Consider the following 19,184-nt stretch of genomic DNA (forward strand, 5'->3'; position numbering starts at 1 on the left):
GAGTCTTATGAAAGTTTTAATGTTTGGTTGGGAATTTCCTCCAAAAATATACGGCGGTCTTGCAGTTGCTTCCTATGGTATAACCAAGGGGCTAAGTTTACAAGGCGATGTAGAAACAGTGTTTTGTATGCCTAAACCAACTGGCGACGAGGAAGGATTCCTGAAAATTGTCGGTATGAATCAGGTGCCTATTGTATGGCGTGATGTGAATTATGATTACCTTAAATCTCGTCTGAATCCACAAATGTCTCCTGAAGAATATTATGCTTATCGTGACAAGATATATGCTGACTTTTCATATATGAATGTCAACGATTTGGGATGTATGGAGTTCGCGGGCGGATATCCTGGAAATCTGCATGATGAAATCAATAATTTCTCAATTATTGCGGGTGTTGTTGCTAGACAGCAGCAGTTCGATATTATTCATGCTCACGACTGGTTGACTTATCCTGCTGGTGTTCATGCGAAAATGGTTAGTGGAAAGCCTCTCTGTATTCATGTGCATGCTACAGATTTCGACCGTTCCCGCGGAAAAGTTAATCCTACTGTTTATTCTATTGAAAAGAACGGTATGGATTATGCTGACTGTATCATGTGTGTATCCGAACTGACACGTCGTACTGTTATTAACGAGTATCATCAGGATCCGAGAAAGGTATTTGCCGTACATAATGCTGTTTATCCATTGTCGCAGGAATATGAGAATATACCACGTCCGGATCATTCAAAAGAAAAGATAGTTACCTTCCTTGGACGTATCACAATGCAGAAGGGACCGGAATATTTTGTTGAAGCAGCAGCTATGGTGTTGAAACGTACACGTAACATCCGTTTCGTAATGGCTGGTTCTGGTGATATGCTGAATGCTATGATTAATCTGGTTGCTGAACGAGGTATTGCTGACCGTTTCCATTTCCCTGGATTTATGAAAGGTAAACAGGTATATGAGGTTTATAAGAACAGTGATGTCTTTGTCATGCCTTCTGTTTCCGAACCTTTCGGTATTGCTCCATTGGAAGCTATGCAGTGCGGAACACCTTCTATTATTTCCAAACAGTCTGGTTGTGGTGAAATCCTGAGTAAAGTTATTAAGACAGACTATTGGGATATTCATGCCATGGCAGATGCCATATATTCAATTTGTACAAATCAATCGCTGTTTGAGTATCTTCAGAAAGAAGGAAAGACCGAAGTTGACGGAATAACTTGGGAAAAAGTAGGTCTGAAAGTTCGTTCTTTGTACGAAGATGTTCTGAGAAATTATAATAAGTAAAATATTAGTCTTAAGTTGATATGAAAACAATCTGTTTATATTTTGAGATACATCAAATAATACATTTGAAGCGTTATCGTTTCTTCGAGATAGGTTCAGACCATTATTATTATGATGATTTTGCCAATGAACAGGGTATTAATGAAATTGCTGAACGTTCTTACATTCCTGCATTGAATACTCTTATCCAGATGGCAAAAGAGAATGAAGGTGCTTTTAAGGTAGCTCTTTCCATTTCCGGTGTAGCACTCGAACAATTGGAAATATATGCGCCGGCTGTTATAGAACTACTGCATGAATTAAATAATACAGGATGCTGTGAGTTCCTTTGCGAACCTTATTCACATGGACTTTCCTCACTTGCTAATGAGGACTGTTTTAAGGAAGAGGTTGGACGCATGCGCAAAAAAATCAAGGATTATTTTGGCCAGGAACCAAAGGTATTCCGTAACTCAAGTTTGATTTATAATAATGAAATTGGCGCTCAAGTAGCTGATATGGGCTTCAAGGGAATGCTTATTGAAGGTGCCAAACATGTACTTGGATGGAAGAGCCCTCATTATTTGTATCATTGTGTTGAAAATCCTAATTTGAAGCTTCTTATGAGAGACTTTAAACTTTCTGACGATATAAGTTTACGTTTCTCTAATAGCGACTGGAGCGAATACCCATTGTTTGCCGACAAATATATCGGATGGATTGATTCTATGCCTGAGAGCGAACAGGTGATAAATATATTCATGGAACTTTCTGCTCTTGGATATTTCCAGCCATTATCTTCAAATATTCTTGATTTCATTAAAGCTCTTCCTGTATGTGCTAAACAGAAAGGTATAACTTTCTCTACTCCTACAGAAATTGTAACCAAATTGAAATCTGTTGATGGTATGGATGTTCCATATCCTATGTCATGGACTGACGAGGAAAGAGATATCAGTCCATGGTTAGGTAATGTTATGCAACGTGAGGCGTTCAATAAGCTTTATAGTGTCGCTGAACGTGTATATCTGTGCAATGATAAGAGAATAAAACAAGACTGGGATTATTTACAGGCAAGTAACAATTTCCTCTTTATGACAACCAAGGAAACAGGTGTATCGTTAAATAGAGGTATTTATGATTCTCCATTTGATGCATTCACTAATTATATGAACATTCTTGGTGACTTTATTAAACGTGTAAATTCACTGTATCCGGTTGATATGGAAAATGAAGAATTGGGCTCTTTGTTGACTACTATCAAGAATCAGGGAGAAGAGTTGGTTCAATTGAATGACGAGGTTGCAAAACTTCAGAAGAAGTTGGCAGAAGCAGAAAAGAAATTGGCAAAAGAGGAAAAGCCTGCCGCTAAGAAACCTGCTGCAAAGAAGGCTACTACTGCGAAGAAAACTGCTGAAAAGAAATGAAAAATAGTATAGAGTAGATTTATATAATGAAAATAATGCGGGACAGTCTTGAATCATAGAGGCTGTCCCGCTTGTTTTTATACAATTAAGGCTGTCACATTCAAGATGCAACAGCCTTTTATATAAAGAGATTATTTTGTTGTTCCGTTTGGTCTCGTGTAAACAATATCAATACTTAATTCTTCACCTTTTTCTCCACCGAATAGTCTTGCGGCATTAACCTCCATATCATGTGAAACTCCGATAATATTCCCTTCAGTGTCTGTTTCAGTGGTAACAGGAATTAGCAGTACTTTGTCTCTGTCCTCGTTGTTATTCTCACCTGTTCTGATTTCAGAAAAAACTTGACTGATTAATCTGTTAAGCTTTGAGAATGTATATGAGTTGGTATTGCTGCTGTATGTTCCAAGGAACGAGGTCTTGTTATCATACGTTTTGTTGTTTTCAAAGAAGTTTTCATAATCTCCTTTTCTGACCAATAATACATTCTGTGGTATTCCCATTTCATATTCACTGTTTTCTTCGCTACCGGAATACCTGTATTTCTTTATGGATAGTGTTACAGAGTTTATTGTATCGTTACTGTGTTTGCTGTAGATGTCTTCTATTGGAATATTTACTTCAGTACACAAACCTGCAGGAGTCTTGAGATATGTAAACTTATTATAGTTGTCATTCTCGCTATCGGCCATTTCTTTGAGCTTTTCGTCATTTTCCATTTTTGTTGACATCAGTACTTCCTTGCTGGCTGCAAGAATACTGCTGCCATGAGCCAATGAGTCTATCTTACCAGTTGATTCTCTTTCTGTATAATAATCGATGCTTAATCTTAACCAGATATCTTGTATATATATAACAGAACCGTCTCCCTGTACAGTATGAACATAAAAACCCTTTAATACATTATTGATAAAGGAATATGCGTCTTTGAAATATTCAGGATTATCTGTATATTTTTGTTGTATGCGTTTGCTGAAATCATCGCCTAAATCAATTTTTATATTCGGATAATATGTAGAAGTGTTTCTGAGTGAATCACTCACAGAAAAATCTACAGCTGCATAAGATTTCCTTGCTAAAGGTTTTGCTGTTTCATCGTAGTATTTTTTCGGATCGTAAGTAGTATAGTACAAATCTGTATCAGCATCCTCAATAACCTTATCCAGCTCATCGACTTGCACAGTTAATGTAGCGAGCGAGTCGCCGTAATAATTTGTATAATATAGTTCAAGTGATGCTCCTGTGATTCCTATAAGATGTTCTGGCAGTTCGAAATTTTCCGGGCAGTTTATTTGGGTAATAAAATCTGCAGAGAATTGTCCAAAATCAGCATCAGTATATTTTCCAAGATAAGCTCTGTTTGTACGTGAGTAAATTTTGTCAAGTTTCTCAGTTCTTGAGGTTACTTTGTATGTATCAGAAAAAGCTTCAATCTTGTCTATATTGGAAACAAAATCTCCAACTCCTGTAGTGGAGTCATCGCAACTATAGAGTGCAGCTGTAATTACTAATACAGCCATTAACTTGAATTTCATATTATACTTTAATATATTTGGTTATAAAATAAATCAATGCAGAGAGTTTCTACATTGATTTATCGAATTAATTATTCATTTTCTCCCAAAACCTTGTCGTATAATGAATTGCATGCATCAGCATAGGCTTCAAATCCAGTTTGGTTTTCTACTACAGGGATGTTGAGGCTTTTTGCATAATCCAACAACTCTTTATCTACATTTTCACTATTCTGGATAACGCCGTCAGAGTATGTTATTGCAAGTTTGCATAATTCATTGTAGTTTACGGGGGTGTTTATCATTTTCAAATCTTCATCTGTGACGTCTTTGTATTTCAGTTGTTCATTGAAATTATCAACAAGGTTAGATTTGAATCCGTTGTCGTATATAGAGAATACAACTTTAGAATCGCGGAAAGATGGCTCATCATAATATGCCTTCTTTATGTATAAAGGAACGATGGCACTCATCCATCCGTGACAGTGTATTACATCTGGACACCAGCGCAGTTTTTTTACAGTTTCCAGTACACCTCTTGCATAGAATATTGCTCTTTCTCCATTGTCTTCATATTCATTTCCGTTTTCATCAGTTGTCATAAGTCTGTGCTGGAAATAATCATCATTGTCAATGAAGTATATCTGTCTGCGGGCAGCTTGTACAGAAGCAACTTTTATGATAAGCGGATGGTCTGTATCATCAATTATCAAGTTCATTCCAGACAGGCGGATTACTTCGTGCAACTGATTTCTACGTTCGTTTATAATTCCCCACTTAGGCATAAATGTGCGTATCTCGCGTCCTTTATCTTGTATTGCCTGTGGAAGATTTTGCCCGATAAGCGACAATTCGCTTTCAGGTACATAGGGAGTAATTTCTTGTGTGATGAATAAAACTTTCTTAGCGCTCATGATTTTATTAATGCTCAAATGTTTTGCAAAGGTACAAAAAAATAGACAGATTTAAAAATGCTGTTTCAAATAAATCCTTATAGTATGTTAATAGGTGTAGGATTTACCATAAATAATCTCACTTTTAAGGCTTTTCTGCATCATTATGAGATAAATAGTACACTTTTTTTTGTTTATCTTTCATTATCTGATAAATAATTGGTTACTTTGCAGCTGATTTCAGAAACTATGTAATAGCTCTGCATATAGACTTAATACAGAATAGTATAAACTATAAAAGAAATGAAGTTAATTCAGACAATCAGTGAACTGCGCGATGAATTGGAAGCGGTTCGTAAACAAGGAAAGTCAATAGGTCTGGTCCCTACTATGGGCGCTTTGCATGAAGGACATGCTTCTTTGGTTAAGCGTGCTGTGAAAGAGAACGATGTGGTAGTGGTCAGCGATTTTGTCAATCCTACCCAGTTTAATGACAAAAACGATTTGTTGAAATATCCAAGAACATTGGAAGCTGACTGTACTTTGCTTGAAAAGCATGGAGCAGCATTTGTTTTTGCCCCTTCAGTAGAAGAAATCTATCCTGAACCGGATACTCGCCAGTTCAGTTATGCCCCGCTTGACACGGTGATGGAAGGTAAGTACCGTCCGGGCCACTTTAATGGTGTATGCCAAATTGTTAGTAAACTTTTTCTTATAGTTGAGCCGGACAGGGCCTATTTCGGAGAAAAAGATTTCCAGCAGCTTGCCATAATCCGCGAGATGGTTCGTAAATATCCTTTTAATATTGAAATTGTGGGTTGTCCCATAGTACGTGAGGCTGATGGTTTGGCTTTAAGCAGTAGAAATGCCCGTCTCTCTGCTGAACAGAGAGTTCAGGCCTTACAGATATCAAAAACACTTTTCAGCAGTCTGGATTTTGCCAAGGAAAATAATCTGGAAGCTACCAAACAGTATGTTGAAAACAGGATTGCCGAATCTGAGGGGCTACGTCTGGAATATTTTGAGATTGTAGATGGAAATACTTTACAGACTGTATCTGGATGGGAAGACAGTAATTATATCGTAGGATGTATAACTGTGTTCTGTGGTGATGTAAGGTTGATTGATAACATTAAATATAAAGAATAAACCGGGTAAAAGTTATGATGATTGAAGTTTTGAAATCGAAGATACACCGTGTGACTGTCACTCAGTCTAATCTGAATTACGTAGGAAGTATAACTATAGATGAGGATTTGCTTGATGCCGCAAATATAATAGCAGGCGAGAAGGTACATATTGTTGACAACAACAACGGTGAAAGGTTTGAGACTTATGTTATAAAGGGAGAGCGCGGTTCGGGATGTATATGTCTGAACGGAGCTGCGGCTCGTAAAGTACAAGTGGGAGATGTGATAATAATTATCTCTTATGCAATGATGGATTTCGAAGAGGCTAAGACATTTAAACCTTCAGTGGTATTCCCTGATACATTTACTAATAAATTGGTTTAATCAGTATAATTATATTAAGAGAGAGATAATAACAAATGCGCTTTGTCGTTCATTATGAATTGACAAAGCGCATTCCATTTAAAAAAGTTTGTTATATTGCTCTTTCTTTAAGGATACCTGTCCTATAAGCTATAAGCAGTTTTTTCAGATCTTCAATCTGTATTTTCAGTTCCTCGCCTTTATCAGTGTCTTTCACCATCATACGTTTGGTGCTTAGTTCTACAATTTGAGTTGTAGATTTAATATCTTTTCCTTCTTCAATTGCGGCCTGGGTTGAAGTGAAAGGCTCATGTTGTACGAGCTGGAATCCTCGTGAATGATATACCAATGTATATCCGGCAATACCTGTTTCTGGTTGGTATGCTTTCGAGAATCCTCCGTCAATTACCATTAACTTACCGTTTGCCTTGATAGGTTTTTCGCCTTGTACGGCCTTTACTGGCACGTGTCCGTTTATTATGTGGCGATGTTCGCCTTTTACATTGAACTCATCAAGAATCATGTCACATACGGCTTCGTCATTCCTTTTTGTATAATAATGGCCTTTTATTTCTTTGTGTGTCTCTTTATCTGTTAGAAAGTATCTTTCAAAAGTAGCCATTTTACTCTTGTCGAAAGCAGGAGAATCTTTACCACACCACAAATACCATACATAGTCTATTGCAAAATCTTTTTCATCATTGTCGTTGTCGGCGAAATATGCTGTACGGATCAGTTGTCCTACTTTATTAAGGAGTTCTTTACCCTTGTATGTTCTGTCTCCTATTGCTATTTCTTTCAGGCTTCCGTCTTCATTTAATGGCATAGATGCGTGGAAAAGAAGATTAGAATTGCATACATTATACATGCACCCATATCTGAACAAGTATTTCATGTGTTTGCGCAATTTTTCGCTTCTTGTAAATGAGTCATAAAGCTTGTTTACCACGTCAGCTTCTTCTGCAGTCAGCTTATATGGATCTGCCGGATTTACTGTAGGCATCAGGCAGTCTCTCATCTCATATTCCTTGTCTCCAATTTTACAAATCTTCTTTTCGAAGTCTATATGATGTAGAAGCATTCTGTCATCCATATCAAATTCCGGTCTGCGTTTTATGATTTCCGCTTCCAGCTTGAATTGTATGATACATATAGCTTTGTGCATTTTCGCTATCATGCGCAAAGTCTTGTCGGTATATTGTGTATCATATTCTTTGGGATAGAACTGTGTGCAAGGATCGTCTGCGTATGTTTCCATTGCGAATGTGGCAAGCGGTAGCAGGTTTATTCCATATCCGTCTTCAAGTGCAGGCAAATTGCCGTATCTCATAGCTAAACGCAGAACATTTGCTATATTGCATCTGTTGCCTGCAGCTGCTCCCATCCATAGAATGTCATGGTTTCCCCATTGTATATCAAATTTATGGTAGTTACATAATGTGTCCATTATAATGTGAGGACCGGGACCACGGTCAAAAATATCACCAAGAATATGCAGTCTGTCTATTGTGAGGCGTTGTATCAGATTGCATAGGGCTATTATGAAATCGTCAGCTCTGTCTGTTTCTATTATTGTACTAATGATGACATTTATGTATGCCTGTTTATTTTGTGTGGTACTGCTTTCGTGCAGGAGTTCTTGTATTATATACGAGAATTCTTCCGGCAAGGCTTTTCTGACTTTAGAACGTGTGTATTTTGATGAAACGTTCTGACATACACAAACCAGCTGGTTGAGTGTTATCACGTACCAGTCGTTCATGTCTTCTTCCGTTTCTTTTACCCTTATGAGTTTCTGTTCCGGATAATATATAAGTGTACACAGCTCTTTCTTTTCAGCTTCTCTAAGTGTGTTGCCAAAAATCTCGTTAACCTTTCTTTTTATTGCACCTGATGCATTTCTAAGTACATGATTGAATGCTTCATATTCCCCATGTAGGTCCGCAAGAAAATGTTCTGTCCCTTTTGGTAGGTTAAGTATGGCTTCGAGGTTTATTATTTCTGTGCTTGCTGCTGCTATTGTGGGGAAACTTTGTGATAGCAGTTCCAAGTACCTTAAATCATTTTTGATTTCCTCTAATTTCGCCTTGTTAGTAACTGTCATGGCTTTTAGATTTATATTATAATTGGTTTTATTTTCATAAAAAGAGCATTAGTATAATCTGTATCATTATTACCCTTGTAAACATTCCTAACGGATATACCGTGGCATAACTTACAGCAGGATTATCGTTCGGAATGATATCGTTGGCATAGTTCAGGGCCATTGGGTTTGCCATACTTCCGCATAGCATTCCGCATGTGCTTCCAAAGTCAAGATTGCACATTCTCATAGCTATTATCGCCATTATAATTACAGGTATAAATGTTATTAAGAATCCGATACCTATCCATAACGCTCCTTCAGGACGCATCACTGTTTCGAAGAAGTGAGCTCCTGCGTCAAGACCCAAACATGCCAGATAAAGTGACAGACCTATGCCTCTAAGCATAAGATTTGCGCTTCGTGTAGTATATGTTACAAGATGAAGTCTTGGTCCGTATGCTCCGATAAGTATTCCTATTATAATAGGCCCGCCGGCAAGACCAAGTTTGACAGGAGAGCTAATTCCAGGTATGCTTATAGGGATAGCTCCAATAATCAGTCCTAACACTATACCTATAAATATTGAAGCCATATTAGGATCTTTCAGTGTTTTCACTGTGTTACCCAATACTTTTTCTACATTCTGTATCGCAGCTGCTTCACCAACCACAGTAAGACGGTCGCCAAGTTGAAGAACGAGTCCGGGTGTCGCAAGCAGTTGTACTCCGCTTCGTGTCACTCGGCTTATATTTATGCCATACGAGTTTCTAAGCCTTAGGCTGCCGAGTTTTTTCCCGTTTATTTCCGGACGTGATATAATCACATGTTTGGATATAAGCTGGCTGTCAATGGCATTCCAGTCTATATCTTCTTTATTCCAGTCTCTGTTTTCCTGTTCACCGAACAATATTGTAAGGGTAGGAGCGTCCTTTTCGGTTGTGATGACCAGTATTCTGTCGTTCTCTTTTACAATTTTATCAGATGTCGGGATGCTGACTTTACCGTCTCTCCAGAGTCTTGATATTACAAACTTAGGATAGCTCAGTTTAGCTATATCTTGAATACTTTTGTTGAAAATGGCAGGATTGTGAACCTGAAATGTTGCAATGTACGTATGATTGGTATCGTCATGGTCGTGACATTCCATGTCCTTAGGTCTGACTATGATTTTCTTCAGTACGACTATTGCCAGAATTACACCTACTACTCCCAAGGGATAAGTAATGGCACAGCTCAGTGCAGCTCCACTTGTAGGCTCTCCCAGTTGCTTCAGGGTCTGCTGTGCAGCACCAAGTGCAGGAGTGTTTGTTGTTGCTCCACACAGGATACCTGCCATGTCCGACAGTGGTATTGAGGCTGTCTTGCTTATTATCACAGCCATAGCTGTACCTATAAGTATTACGCCTAGTCCCAGCATGTTCAGCTTGTAGCCACCTTTATGGAAGGAACTGAAGAAACCCGGACCTACCTGTAGTCCCAGTGAATATACAAATAAAACGAGTCCGAAACTTTCGGCATAGATAAGCATTTGCGGGTCAATGGAAAAACCCAGATGTCCTGCAAGGATGCCGATAAAGAAAACGAATGTCACTCCGAGCGAAACTCCGAACAGATGAAGCTTCCCGAATCCTAATCCTATAGCTGTAATAAGTGACAATATAATGACAGCCTGTAAGGCTGAATGCTCAAAAAATAAATCTGTAAACCATTCCATGCCGCAAATTTACACACTTTTTTTGAGGATTGTTTATTTTATGTTGTTTTATTTTTATGAAATCTATTTCGACTTGCTTGCCTCGGCAGCTGGTCAGTTGGCTTTTATGGTGATTAAAATTTTATTCGCCTAAATGAAATTTAAACAGTGTTTGAATACTATTTAAATACTGTTTAAATCATGATAGATTATTTAGCCTATTGAGTTGCTTAATACATAGGAAAGGCAGACATTCTCCGATATATAAAAATCGAGTTGTCCGGAATTTCCAGACAACTCGATTTTTACTATTGCTTTTCAAAAAGAAATTACCTTATACCCAATTCATCTACAAACAAGAAACAAGTTTTTCCTGCACCTCCGTGCCATTTTGGGAGAACTGCTGTAGATTTTCCAACGATACGTACAAATCTTGTTTTAACCTTATCGAAATCTACCGAATATTCTTTGGCTACATTGTTCTTGCTTCCTTTTTCCAAAACTGGAAAATCCTTAGAAACGACTTTGTTGAAATTATTTCCATCCATCGAAGTATAAATATCTATTCCTTTGAGTCCGAAAATATAGTCGCCGGGAACGAGATAAGTACTTATGAATGCCGAAGAAATTTCTTTTTCAGCCTGAAGGTCTATTGTCACGTCTACATCCTCTCCGTAAAATCCAAGATAACGTCCGGATCTGTAATTACCGTCACCATACAAACCGTCATTAAGAATGGATTTACCTTTATATGTATAGTTCTGTGCTGGTGAAGTATTTAGGGTGATAGGACGCATTGTTACTGAATTATATTTGATATTTTCTTCAGACACATCACTTATCCTGTCGTTTGTTTCATCAGTATCTGTAAAACTCTTTCTTACGGCAATCGCTTTAATAGAACAATCCTTATCTATATAGAACGGTTCATTGTATTTTAAAGAAGTTTTTGATGGCTCAGAATTGTCTGTTGTATAATATACATCTGCATTATCGAATGTAGAGAAACTTACTTCTGCTGTCCCGTCTTCTTTTGATTCAATATCTATGTTTACATCGTCAATATCTTTCTTGTAATTATAGCCGTATGCACCATAAATGTCGATCTGATGACCAAGACGTTTCAGGAAACTGTCCAGGTTCTTCTTTTCTGGCAATGTCCACTGGATTTCCGAAAGTGCTGCTATACGAGGCATCATCTGCCATTCCATTTTAACACTGTCTTTTGTCCATTCTGTCCATATACAACCTTGTGCTCCAATCAATTTCCCTTTCTGCTCTTCGGTTACTTCTTCAGGAACAGGTTCGAAGTTATATACTCTTGCTACGCTGCTTACACCTTTCAGACGATTATACCCTGGATTGCTGAAATACAGATGAGATATAGGACATGCAATGGTATTATGTCCCTGCTCGACAGATTTAATTCTTGCTTTAGGGCCTGTCCATGCCATTACAGTAGTGCTTTTTGCCGGATTTCCTTCCAGTATTTCATCCCATGCAAGCATTTTCCTTCCTCTTGCCTGAATTTCTTTCTCAACTTCGCCCATAAACCATGCCTGCAACTGATTTTCCTTTGTATGTTGTTTGGTATCCTTCAAACGAAGTTCTTTTATCTTACTCTGGCATTTTGGACAAGTTTTCCAAAATTTCTTCGGACATTCATCTCCACCTATATGGATATAAGGAGAAGGGAATATGTCCATTATTTCGTTCACCACATCTTTGGCAAACTGCAGTGTCTTTTCATTGCCACCACACAGTACTTCATCGAATACGCCAAACTTCGTTGCCACTTCGTATGGGCCTCCTGTACATCCCAATTCCGGATATGATGCCAGCGCAGCAAGCATGTGTCCTGGCATATCTATTTCAGGAATCACAGTAATGTATCTTTCTGCAGCATATTCTACAATTTCCTTTGCCTCTTCCTGAGTATAGAAACCGCTTACAGGTTTGCCGTCGAATTCCTTACTTCCAGGAGCTGTTATTGTCTCTTTTCTTTTTGAACCTATCTCAGTAAGTTTAGGATATTTCTTTATCTCTATTCTCCAACCCTGGTCTTCAGTGAGATGCCAATGGAAATAATTGATATTGTGAAGAACAAGCATATCGATTATCTCTTTCAGATAGTCTGTAGTGAAATAATGTCTTCCCACATCAATCATGAATCCCCTGAATCCAAATCTTGGATAGTCCTTAACCTTTCCACACGGAATTGCGGCCAAAGCATTTCCGTCTGTTATTGGCATAGCTTTGTGAAGAGTCTGTATGCCATAGAAAACTCCGGCCTCGGTACTTCCTTTCAATACAATATTGTCTGTATCTACAGTCAGTTCATACCCTTCATTTTGTTCTACAGAAGAGTCTATTTTGAGGATAATAGAATTCTTGGTTTCCGAAGTAGTTAGCTTTACTTTTACTCCTGTCAGTTTTTTTATGTATGATGCAAGAAATTCGGCATTTCTTTTCATTTTCTCATTATCCTCAGGATATGAGATAGAGGTTGACGAATTGATGATGAATGATGAGCCGTTCTGAGCTTCAATAACTTCCTGTGGCAAAGGGATAACATTAAGATTACCCGTTATGGTTTCTTTCTGCGAGCATGAAGAGAACCCCAGCATTAGCATAGAGCATAATGCAATTGATTTGATTTTACTTTTACTCATATAATTTCCGATTGGAGTTTCTGATTTGGTTTTTAAGAAAAATATATATAATTGAAGGTTTTCCATACCAGATTTGATATGGAAAACCTTGTTGAGATATATTATAAACCGATTACCATCCTGGATTCTGTTTCCACAATCCATCCATTATTCCCAACATTGTTTCATTTATAGGTTGCAGATAATCTCTATTAGGTTTGAACTGCCATCCCTGAGGCATTGAAGACGGTTGTACAGGTAATATATAACGGAGAGCGTCTCCATCATTTCCTGAGAGGTTAATTTTCAAATTATTACCATATTGTTCAGGTAAATTACTTCCCGTAAACAATGCACCCATAGGGCGTTTCCCTATGATGAGTTCTTCAGCTGCAGCCCAACGGAGAATATCCTTGAAACGCTTTCCTTCTAAAGCAGTCTCAACTCTTCTCTCACGTCGGACAGCCTGTATATATTTATCCAAACCAGAGAAAGGATAATTTGGGTCATCATTGTATTCTCTATCGAAATCTACACTAGGCATTCCGGCGCGTTCTCTTAATGGTTGTAACACTCTGATAATTTCTGCGGCATTTGCAGCTCCATTCTGTTCCGCCAACGCCTCTGCATGATTCAACAGAACATCGGCATATCTGAATTGTATTGCAGGAGTAGTTCCCTTGAATTCGCTTATATAGTCTCCTTCACAATCTATTTGAACATGTTTCAGCATTACATATCCGGTAAGATTTGTTCCGAAAGCTGTTCCATCTCCAGCTAAAGCCGGCCACTCTAATATGTATGGATTGCTATCTCTTTCAGGTTTCATACGTTGCCCAGGGAAAGCCACAGTCTGAGCCAATCTTGGGTCTCGGTTTTCCGGATCCAGTTCATCTGGATAGTTCTTCTTCAAATTCAACAATTCTTCACCATATAGTGCTCTTCCATCTTTTGAAAGGTAATCATCAACCAAAGAGGCACATATACCAATATTACCACCACCTGTGTTAAGGTATCTGGTCACACTGTTTCCAACCTTGTCTCCGTCATACATTTTAAACCACAATATTTCCGGATTTGTCGAAAGATTTGGAGTATCAAACAACTTGCGATAGTCGTTTCTGACATCACCTGTGTTATATATCTTCCAGACTCCTCGGTTTTCAATTTCCTCACATGCTGTAATTGCCATTTCAAGGTACTTTTCTATTTTGGCATTTAAATCAGATTCGCTTAATGTATAATCGTAGAACTTCTCCGATTTGTCCTTTTCCTTGGCATAATGATAACGTTCCCATGTAGCCTCAAACAAAGCCACCTCGCTAATCAAGGCACGGGCCACGTCTTTATGGAGTCTCATTGAAGAAGAATTGCTCTGTTCTCCCATAAGGTCTCTGGCATTACCCAGATCTTCAAGTATCTTGTCTACAATGAATGTACGGCTTTCACGTGGAAGCATCATTATTTCCAAATTTGGTTCCAGAGGCTTGTCAACCCATGCAAGTTCTCCGTAATTGATAAGCATTCTATAATAATACCAGCCGCGGAAATAAAGAGCTTCACCTTTTAATTGGTTGAACTCTTTGCTTCCTTTTTCCGGACAATTGTCGATGTTATTCAGTAAGAAGTTTATATCTCTTACGTATGTATAGTTCGAGATGGAAACAGCATTACTTAATGATGATTGTCCCATCAATCTTGTATTGGCAGCCGGGCCTGTCATATTATCACTGTCATAGTCCTGGCCTGCTATACCGCCACCGCCACCGGCCATGAATCCTTGTCCTATCAGACCGCTTTCGTAATAACGGTCTACATAGTTTCTTATTTCACCAACGCTCTGAAATGGGTTTGCTGTAGAAAGTACCCCTTCCGGCATCTTGTCCAAATCGAAACATCCGGACAATCCTATGGTAAAAGCCATAGCTAAAAGTATATTTATTCTTTTCATATATATCAAAATATTATAAGTTAACAATCAAACCTACAGATAATACCTTATTCATAGGATAGTTCTTACCACCTTCACCTGTGTATGTGTTAGAAGTAAATATGGCTTCAGGGTCAAACATTCCTTTCAACTTTGTAAAAGTCAACAAATTTTCTCCAGAGAAGAATACCTGAACTTTCTGCAATGAAGCTTTCTTTACCCATGCAGCAGGTAATGTATAGCTTAAAGTAAGGTTTTTAAGTCTGCAGTATGCTGCGTTCTGAATATAACGGTCAGTAGGCTGAATGTTCTTGTTCTGGTATGGTGCAACTCCGCCGGCACTGTTGATGTATGGTTTCGGATAATATGCGTCTGTATTGTCCGGTCTCCAATAATCCATGTGTTCCTTGAACACTGTAACCTGTGCGAATGAACTGAATCCCCAGAAATATACGCCACTAGGCATCCAGTCGCGTTTTCCTACTCCCTGGAACATCAAGCTCAAGCTCAGACCTTTCCAGCTGATAGATCCGTTTACTGTATATTGGTATCTAGGAGTTCTGTTACCAATTACGGTCATGTCACCCATATCTTTAAGTTGGTTAACACCTCTGTCTATAATCTTTCTGCCGTCTTCACCTACTTTACCGTCAAGATCTACGTATTTGACGTCTCCTGGCTCCCAAGGTTTTCCACTTATATATGTCAGGTCATATTCTTTATTATATGCGTCAGCTTCTTCCTGTGTCTGAATCAATCCGTCGGTACGGTAGCCCCAGATTTCTCCCCATGTTTTGCCTGTATACCAGGTGCCATTTGGATCAGTCTTATATTCATTAGAGTATGATGTAACCTTCGTTATAGCATCAGAAATAGAACCGCCTATGCTGTAGTCTATGTCATTACCTATTTTACCTCTGTAATTCAGTGAAAGTTCCCAACCTCTGTCACGCAAAGTCGCATTGTTTTCCTGAGGAGCGGATGCACCAAAAAAGTCAGGGAAATCACGTCCCGGTCCGAGCATGTCCTTTGTATCTCTTTGATAAACATCAACACTACCTGTCAACGCGTTTCCGAAGAATCCGAAATCAAGACCGATGTTCTTGCTTTCTACCTTTTCCCATGTTGTGTAAGGGTTGACAACTGCTGGCGGAAGTGTATACATGTGACGACCGTCATTGAATATATACTGACCTAGAGAACTGTTGATGCTCATTGTCGATGCAAATGTATACAAAGCTGCATTTGCCTGATTACCCAACAATCCATACGAAAGTCTTAATTTGAGATTTGACAGATAATCTTCAGTTTTCTGCATGAAACTTTCACGATGAATGTTCCATCCTAAAGATACTGAAGGGAAGAATCCCCAACGGTGGTCTTTTGCAAAACGTGAAGAGCCGTCATATCGTCCGTTCAATTCTACCAGATATCTGCCATCGTAATCATAATTGATACGTCCGAAGAAACCGCGTGTAGCCCATCCGTTGCGTGTGTCTACAACAACCTTGTCGCCTGTACCCATACCAACATTAGGATTTGAAGTAGAATACAATCCCGTTACAGAGTTTTTCATCCAACTATAATCATTGTTCTCTTCCTGATAACCTGCCATTACAGTAAAATTATGTTTATCTGCCAGAGAGAATATATAATTGGTATAAAGATTTATACTCTGGTATCTTTGTGTTGCATATGCACGTGTAAATTGTCCATCGGCTGAAACACCTAACTCTGAACGTGCTACTTTAGTCATTGTAACACCGTCTTGCTCATAAATATATGGAGCTACATTCAATGCTTCATACTCCATATTATTCTGTTTGTATGTATAGTCGAGGAAGATAAACCAATTTTTAACAGGCTGGAATTCCAGTCCGGTGGTTATATTGAATCTGTCTCTCTGAGTGTCAGTATATGTTCCGCTCTGTAAGTATGGAACCATGGATAATTCTGTGAAATGGCCGTTTGGATCTATAGGGGATACAGTAGGACGGAAACGGGCTAAACTGTGATAGAATCCTTCTGATAATGCACCGTCAAGAGATATACCATCTACTGTACCTTGGTTAAATGGAGTTTTGTTATCCGAATGCATATATTTTGCATTGAATTTTACCTTCATCCATTTGGTTAGTTCTGATGATATGTTGGCATTAATTGTATAACGTGAATAGTCCATATCGGCATACCTCAAAATGCCATCTTCATTATAATAACCTGCAGAAATATAATATTGCGCTTTCTTGTTGCCGCCACTGAAGCTTAAATTATGATTTTGCTTGAAAGCGAAATTCTTATAATGCAAATCGAAATAGTTGGTATTACCCAATCCAAGCTCGGAATTCTCAAAGGCTGCATTAAGAGACTGACCTGGTTTCAAGTCTGCCCATGGGTTAAGGCTTGATGGGTCTCTCATGTATTGTTCCAATTGTGCTATCTTTTCTGCTGAGTAGGCTCTGTTTGGAGCTCCTGCATTATTTACACCATCATTCCAGAATTTTACGAAATCAAGAGAGTTTACCATATCTGGCAACACTGTAGGTGTACTCCATCCAACAGTTCCTTGGTAATTTGCGCGCATCTTGCCTTCTTTTCCTTTTTTGGTAGTAACAAGAATAACACCATATGCGGCACGAGCACCATAAATTGAACATGCTGCTGCATCCTTCAATACAGAAATATTTTCAATGTCATTAGGGTTTACGTCAGACAGTTCCATTTCGACTCCATCTACAAGGACATAAGGATTGGCATTTCCTGACAAGTTTCCTTGACCACGCAGAGTCAATGTTCCTGAAGCTCCAGGTCTTCCTGAACTAGTATTGCTGACAGTCAATCCAGGCACCATACCTTGCAAACCTTGTGTAGCATCTACTATAGGACGTGTCTCGAAGGCATCGCCTTTTACAGAAGATACTGCACCGGTGAGGTTTACCTTCTTTTGGACACCATAACCAACAACGACAACTTCATCCAACACTTCAGTGTTGGTGTTAAGAACAATCCTGAGGTCAGTTCCATTCCATACGGTTTCTACATCCTTGTAGCCTACATAAGATATAACAATGATATCTCCTTTCTTAACATTTGGAATAGAGAACTCACCATCCATACCGGTAATAGTACCATTAGTAGTTCCCTTTACCAAAACCGAGGCACCAATAATGGTTTCACCGGATTCGTCCAAAACAATACCTTTACATTGATTTTCTTGTTGAGAAATGTACATCCTGACTGCTTCCGCATGAGTTTCCGCATGGATGTAACCTCCCGTAATGCTTGACAATAACATACTTATTGTCAAGAGTTTAAACTCTGATTTCTTCATAACAGGTTATTAAAGTTAACAAATTTAAAAATTTATAAGCTTAATTAGCTATTTAGGTTAGATTGTTAATTGTTTTATTAATTACATATTCTGACGGTATAGAATTTTATTAATGCAAATTTATAAAATAAAATTTATTATTCTGTCTCGTCCTTATAATAATTAACCGCAATTTAACTAATTTTTATTTTCTTGTTGTCCGCATCGTGTTTTAGGTGAAAAACAATCGCCAAAATTCCAACAGACACAATCCAGACACCCAAGCAGGGAAGTCTTTATTTCAGCGACATCAGTCCAATGACATTTGTAACCTTCTCGGCCAATTCATCTGTAGGAACCGATTCAATAAGTTTCATCATCAGATCAGTAACGTCAGTGTTGCTGTCAAGGCTAAGCGCATGATTCAAGTCGCTGATAGCTTCTTCATAATGCTTTGTATTGACATACATTTCTGCTCTTGTCTTGAAATTTTCAGCATCATTAGGATTTATTGATATAGATTCCGTGATGTCTTTTATGGCATTATCCCATTTCCCGAGGTTGCCCCAAAGAACGCTTCGTGTATAAAATGCGAATGAACGATATTCACTGTCATTTTCAGGTATCAATTCGATGCTTGAGTTGATGGCTTTCATTGCAAGTACAATATCATCGCAGGCATTACATATTAGTGACATGTAGCAATGGGCGTATCCGTTGCATGGGTTGCTTTCTATTTCTGCATTTAGAAGTTTGTAGGCTGTTTCAATGTCACCTTCGTTCAAGGCAGTAACTCCGTTAATATAATTGTCAGATTCAGGACGATTGATATTTTCTGCGTATGAGTTTACGCAGGCAAGCATTATAATTAATAATGTGATAATAGTTTTTCCAGTGGTTTTCATGTTGTTCTTAAATTTTAAAGTTTGGAT

General features: G+C 38.4%; 12 protein-coding genes. 4 read left to right on the forward strand and 8 right to left on the reverse strand.

From position 1 onward, the window contains the following. Positions 1-7 precede the first annotated feature (7 nt). Positions 8-1,276, forward strand: a complete 1,269-nt coding sequence (locus H6A27_RS06800) for a glycosyltransferase family 4 protein (RefSeq protein WP_204508093.1) — start codon at positions 8-10, stop codon at positions 1,274-1,276. Positions 1,277-1,296: 20 nt separating this feature from the next. After that, complete coding sequence (locus H6A27_RS06805) at positions 1,297-2,682, forward strand: glycoside hydrolase family 57 protein (protein WP_204508094.1); 1,386 nt, start codon at positions 1,297-1,299, stop codon at positions 2,680-2,682. Between the two features lie 131 nt (positions 2,683-2,813). Here the strand turns inward: H6A27_RS06805 and H6A27_RS06810 are convergent, their stop codons facing one another. Continuing rightward, positions 2,814-4,217, reverse strand: coding sequence for a DUF4270 domain-containing protein (locus H6A27_RS06810; protein WP_204403682.1), 1,404 nt, complete (start codon positions 4,215-4,217; stop codon positions 2,814-2,816). Between the two features lie 71 nt (positions 4,218-4,288). Next, on the reverse strand, positions 4,289-5,110 hold the full coding sequence (locus H6A27_RS06815) for a glycogen/starch synthase (RefSeq protein ID WP_204403680.1): 822 nt from the start codon (positions 5,108-5,110) through the stop codon (positions 4,289-4,291). A gap of 282 nt (positions 5,111-5,392) precedes the next feature. On the opposite strand from H6A27_RS06815, the gene panC reads away from it, so the two are divergent. Both panC and panD read left to right on the forward strand, forming a co-directional pair. Then, positions 5,393-6,238 carry a pantoate--beta-alanine ligase gene (gene panC / locus H6A27_RS06820; RefSeq protein ID WP_204403678.1) on the forward strand — a complete coding sequence of 282 codons (846 nt, stop codon included), beginning with the start codon at positions 5,393-5,395 and terminating at the stop codon, positions 6,236-6,238. Positions 6,239-6,252: 14 nt separating this feature from the next. Further along, positions 6,253-6,603 (forward strand): aspartate 1-decarboxylase, encoded by a 351-nt coding sequence (gene panD, locus H6A27_RS06825; protein ID WP_204403676.1) that lies wholly within the window; start codon positions 6,253-6,255, stop codon positions 6,601-6,603. Between the two features lie 91 nt (positions 6,604-6,694). On the opposite strand, the gene H6A27_RS06830 is transcribed toward panD, so the two are convergent. The 6 genes from H6A27_RS06830 to H6A27_RS06855 form a co-directional block, all read right to left on the reverse strand. Continuing rightward, positions 6,695-8,686, reverse strand: a complete 1,992-nt coding sequence (locus H6A27_RS06830) for a fructose-1,6-bisphosphatase (protein ID WP_204508095.1) — start codon at positions 8,684-8,686, stop codon at positions 6,695-6,697. 34 nt (positions 8,687-8,720) lie between these two features. Next, positions 8,721-10,382 carry a putative transporter gene (locus tag H6A27_RS06835; RefSeq protein WP_204508096.1) on the reverse strand — a complete coding sequence of 554 codons (1,662 nt, stop codon included), beginning with the start codon at positions 10,380-10,382 and terminating at the stop codon, positions 8,721-8,723. Between the two features lie 308 nt (positions 10,383-10,690). Then, positions 10,691-13,033 carry a glycoside hydrolase family 20 protein gene (locus H6A27_RS06840; protein ID WP_204508097.1) on the reverse strand — a complete coding sequence of 781 codons (2,343 nt, stop codon included), beginning with the start codon at positions 13,031-13,033 and terminating at the stop codon, positions 10,691-10,693. A gap of 112 nt (positions 13,034-13,145) precedes the next feature. After that, on the reverse strand, positions 13,146-14,963 hold the full coding sequence (locus H6A27_RS06845) for a RagB/SusD family nutrient uptake outer membrane protein (RefSeq protein WP_204508098.1): 1,818 nt from the start codon (positions 14,961-14,963) through the stop codon (positions 13,146-13,148). A gap of 13 nt (positions 14,964-14,976) precedes the next feature. Beyond that, the gene (locus tag H6A27_RS06850) at positions 14,977-18,174 is read right to left on the reverse strand and encodes a SusC/RagA family TonB-linked outer membrane protein (protein ID WP_239469593.1); all 3,198 of its coding nucleotides are present in this window, start codon (positions 18,172-18,174) and stop codon (positions 14,977-14,979) included. Positions 18,175-18,548: 374 nt separating this feature from the next. Then, a complete protein-coding gene (locus tag H6A27_RS06855; RefSeq protein ID WP_204508099.1) occupies positions 18,549-19,157 on the reverse strand; it encodes a tetratricopeptide repeat protein in 609 nt (202 codons plus the stop codon). Positions 19,158-19,184: the final 27 nt, after the last annotated feature.

The organism is Bacteroides caecigallinarum (genome assembly GCF_016902295.1).
In the GTDB taxonomy this organism is placed as follows: domain Bacteria; phylum Bacteroidota; class Bacteroidia; order Bacteroidales; family Bacteroidaceae; genus Phocaeicola; species Phocaeicola caecigallinarum_A.

What these genes read in the sequence shown, in the direction of transcription:
- H6A27_RS06800 (WP_204508093.1), top strand. Translation starts at nt 8, where the DNA reads ATGAAAGTTTTAATGTTTGGTTGGGAATTTCCTCCAAAAATATACGGC.
- H6A27_RS06805 (WP_204508094.1), top strand. Translation starts at nt 1,297, where the DNA reads ATGAAAACAATCTGTTTATATTTTGAGATACATCAAATAATACATTTG.
- H6A27_RS06810 (WP_204403682.1), bottom strand. Translation starts at nt 4,217, where the DNA reads ATGAAATTCAAGTTAATGGCTGTATTAGTAATTACAGCTGCACTCTAT.
- H6A27_RS06815 (WP_204403680.1), bottom strand. Translation starts at nt 5,110, where the DNA reads ATGAGCGCTAAGAAAGTTTTATTCATCACACAAGAAATTACTCCCTAT.
- panC (WP_204403678.1), top strand. Translation starts at nt 5,393, where the DNA reads ATGAAGTTAATTCAGACAATCAGTGAACTGCGCGATGAATTGGAAGCG.
- panD (WP_204403676.1), top strand. Translation starts at nt 6,253, where the DNA reads ATGATGATTGAAGTTTTGAAATCGAAGATACACCGTGTGACTGTCACT.
- H6A27_RS06830 (WP_204508095.1), bottom strand. Translation starts at nt 8,686, where the DNA reads ATGACAGTTACTAACAAGGCGAAATTAGAGGAAATCAAAAATGATTTA.
- H6A27_RS06835 (WP_204508096.1), bottom strand. Translation starts at nt 10,382, where the DNA reads ATGGAATGGTTTACAGATTTATTTTTTGAGCATTCAGCCTTACAGGCT.
- H6A27_RS06840 (WP_204508097.1), bottom strand. Translation starts at nt 13,033, where the DNA reads ATGAGTAAAAGTAAAATCAAATCAATTGCATTATGCTCTATGCTAATG.
- H6A27_RS06845 (WP_204508098.1), bottom strand. Translation starts at nt 14,963, where the DNA reads ATGAAAAGAATAAATATACTTTTAGCTATGGCTTTTACCATAGGATTG.
- H6A27_RS06850 (WP_239469593.1), bottom strand. Translation starts at nt 18,174, where the DNA reads ATGTACATTTCTCAACAAGAAAATCAATGTAAAGGTATTGTTTTGGAC.
- H6A27_RS06855 (WP_204508099.1), bottom strand. Translation starts at nt 19,157, where the DNA reads ATGAAAACCACTGGAAAAACTATTATCACATTATTAATTATAATGCTT.